The sequence below is a fragment of the Winogradskyella sp. 3972H.M.0a.05 genome (assembly GCF_040493455.1).
Taxonomy (GTDB): Bacteria; Bacteroidota; Bacteroidia; order Flavobacteriales; family Flavobacteriaceae; genus Microcosmobacter.
The window spans coordinates 1-3,929 of record NZ_JANFDA010000017.1 but is presented as its reverse complement, the minus strand read 5'-3'; the positions used below and the strand labels follow the sequence as shown (position 1 = coordinate 3,929).

General features: G+C 40.3%; 1 protein-coding gene. It reads left to right on the top strand.

All coding sequences use genetic code 11. The annotated features are described in order from the left end of the window. A partial coding sequence (locus NCE97_RS15875; RefSeq protein WP_353780268.1) for an HYR-like domain-containing protein occupies nucleotides 1–3,929 on the top strand: 3,929 nt, incomplete at both ends.

The following is a 3,929-nucleotide window of genomic DNA, read 5'->3' as shown; positions in this document are numbered from 1 at the left end:
TGGTAACACAACCACGGCTGACCAAACCATAACAATCGTTGATACGACTGCGCCTGTAATTTCTGTTGAAGCTACTGACATTGTTGTTGAGTGTGACGGTTCAGGAAATAATGGACAAATTCAAGCTTGGTTAGATGCTAACGGTGGTGCTTCTGCTACTGATAATTGTGGTGATGTAACTTGGAGCAATAACTATTCTGGAGCTAATTCAGACTGCTCTGCTCCTGTTGAAGTTATCTTCACAGCAACTGATGCTTGTGGAAATACAAGTACAACAACAGCAACGTATGCTATTCAAGATACAACAGCGCCTACTATAGATGTAGAGGCAGCTGACCTTACTGTTGAATGTGATGGAAGTGGTAATCTTACTGAGCTTAACAATTGGTTAAGTACAAATGGTGGTGGAACTGCTTCTGATGATTGTTCTGCTATTGCTTGGACTCATGATTTTACAGCTTTATCTGATGAATGTGGTTCAACTGGATCAGCTACAGTAATATTTACTGCTACTGATGGATGTGGAAACCAATCTACGACTTCTGCAACATTTACAATAGTTGATACAACCAACCCTACATTTAACGAAGCATTGCCTGGAGATGCAACTGTAGAATGTGATGCAGTACCAACTGCTGAAACATTAACAGCTTCAGATGATTGTAGTGATACTCCTGTTGTTTACAATGAAGTTCGTACTGATGGTTCATGTATTAATGAATACACATTAACAAGAACTTGGACTGCTACAGACGATTGTGGTAATCAAACAACACATACACAAACATTAAGTGTAATAGATACAACTGCACCTACGTTTACTGTGCCTGCTGACTTGACTATTGAGTGTGATCAGGATGTGACTGACCTTACCTTAACTGGTGATGTTACTGACGAAGCGGACAACTGTTCTACTGGTCTTGAGGCTACGTATGCGGATAGTGTTGCAGCTGGATCTTGTCCTAATGAATCAACAATCACTAGAACTTGGACACTAGTAGATGAGTGTGGTAACACAACGACTGCAGATCAAACGATCACAATCGTTGATACAACTGCTCCAACATTTACAGTGCCTGCAGATATTACTATCGAATGTGATCAAGACGAGTTAGACCTTACCTTAACTGGTGATGTAACTGATGAAGCAGATAACTGTGATACAACTTTAGATGCTACATATTCAGATAGCGTAGCTGCTGGATCATGTGCTAATGAATCAACAATAACTCGTACTTGGACATTGACTGATGATTGTGGTAACACAATAACAGCAGACCAAACAATTACAATAGTTGATACGACTGCACCAACATTTACAGTACCAGCTGATTTGACTATAGAGTGTGATCAAGATCCTACTGACCTTACTTTAACTGGTGATGTTACCGATGAAGCAGATAACTGCTCAACAGGTCTTGACGCAACATATGCCGATAGCGTTGCAGCTGGATCATGTACTAATGAATCAGTAATCACTCGTACTTGGACACTAATTGACGAGTGTGGTAATACGACTACTGCAGATCAAACGATTACAATTGTAGATACAACTGCTCCAGTAATAACTTTAGAAGCATTTGATTTAACAGTTGAATGTGACGGTGGTGGTAACACTTCAGATCTTAATGAGTTCCTAAACTCTTTCGGAAGTGCTGAAGCTACTGATAACTGTTCTGATGTTACATGGACTAACGATTTCACCGGATTATCTGATGATTGTGGTCTTACTGGAACTGCTACAGTTACTTTTACAGCTTCAGATGATTGTGGTAACACAACTACAACTTCTGCGACATTTACTATAATAGATACAACTAGTCCAGAATTCAATGAGACATTACCTGCTGATGCAACAGTAGAATGTGATGCTATACCAACAGCTGAAATACTTACAGCTTCAGATGACTGTAGTGATGCTACGGTTACGTTTAACGAAACACAAACTGCTGGTTCATGTGCTAATGAATCAACAATTACAAGAGTTTGGACTGCTACTGACGAATGTGGTAACCAAACAACACATACTCAAGTATTAAACGTAGTTGATACAACTGCACCTACATTTACTGTACCTGCAGACTTGACTATAGAATGTGATGAAGATGCTACAGACTTGACCTTAACTGGTGATGTTACTGATGAAGCAGACAACTGTTCTACTGGCTTGGATGCAACGTATTCAGATAGCGTAGCTGCTGGTTCATGTGCTAACGAATCAACAATTACTAGAACTTGGACTTTAACTGATGATTGTGGTAATACAACAACTATTGATCAAACGATTACTGTTGTAGACACTACTAACCCAGTAATTACTGTTGAAGCAACTGATATTGTTGTTGAGTGTGATGGTTCTGGAAATAACGGACAAATTCAAGCTTGGTTAGATGCTAACGGTGGTGCTTCTGCTACTGATAATTGTGGAGATGTAACTTGGTCTAATAACTACTCTGGTGTTGGTTCAGATTGTTCTACACCTGTTGAAGTTATCTTTACAGCAACTGATGCATGTGGTAACACTGCTACAACAACAGCAACGTATGCGATTCAAGATACAACAGCGCCTACTATAGATGTAGAGGCTTCTGACCTTACTGTTGAATGTGACGGAAATGGTAATCTTACTGAGCTTAATAACTGGTTAAGCACTAATGGTGGTGGAACTGCTTCTGATGATTGTTCTGCAATCACTTGGTCTAACGACTTCTCAGCATTATCTGATGATTGTGGTCTTACAGGAACAGCTACTGTAGTATTTACTGCTACTGATGGATGTGGAAACCAATCTACGACCTCAGCAACATTTACTATAGTAGATACTACTAATCCAACGTTCAACGAGATATTACCTGCTGATGCTACTGTAGAGTGTGATGCAGTGCCAACTGCTGAAACCTTAACGGCTTCAGATGATTGTAGTGATGCTCCAGTTGTATACAACGAAGTAAGAACTGATGGTTCTTGTATTAACGAATATATATTAACGAGAACTTGGACTGCTACTGATGCTTGTGGTAATGAGACTGTTCATACACAAACATTAAGTGTAGTTGATACTACTGCACCAACGTTCACTGTACCTGCAGACTTGACTATTGAGTGTGATCAAGATGCGACTGACCTTACCTTAACTGGTGATGTTACTGACGAAGCTGATAACTGCTCTACTGGTCTAGAGGCTACCCATGCGGATAGTGTTGCAGCTGGTGCTTGTGCTAATGAGTCAACAATCACTCGTACTTGGACACTTGTAGATGAGTGTGGTAACACAACTACTGCAGAGCAAACGATTTCTGTAGTAGATACTACTAATCCAACGTTCAATGAGACATTGCCTGCTGATGCTACTGTAGAATGTGATGCAGTGCCAACTGCTGAAACATTAACAGCTTCAGATAACTGTGGTGATGCAACGGTAACTTTTGAAGAAACACAAACTGATGGCTCTTGTGCCAATGAATATACATTAACAAGAACTTGGACTGCTACTGATGCTTGTGGTAATGAAACTGTTCATACACAAACATTAAGTGTAGTTGATACTACTGCGCCAACGTTCACTGTACCTGCTGATTTGACTATTGAGTGTGATCAAGATGCGACTGACCTTACCTTAACTGGTGATGTTACTGACGAAGCTGATAACTGCTCTACTGGTCTAGAGGCTACCTATGCGGATAGTGTTGCAGCTGGTGCTTGTGCTAATGAGTCAACAATAACTAGAACGTGGACACTTGTAGATGAGTGTGGTAACACAACTACTGCGGAACAAACGATTTCTGTAGTAGATACTACGAACCCAACGTTCAATGAGACATTGCCTGCAGACATTACTGTAGAATGTAATGAAGTTCCTGATGCTGAAACATTGACAGCTTCAGATAACTGTGGTGATGCAACGGTAACTTTTGAAGAAACACAAACTG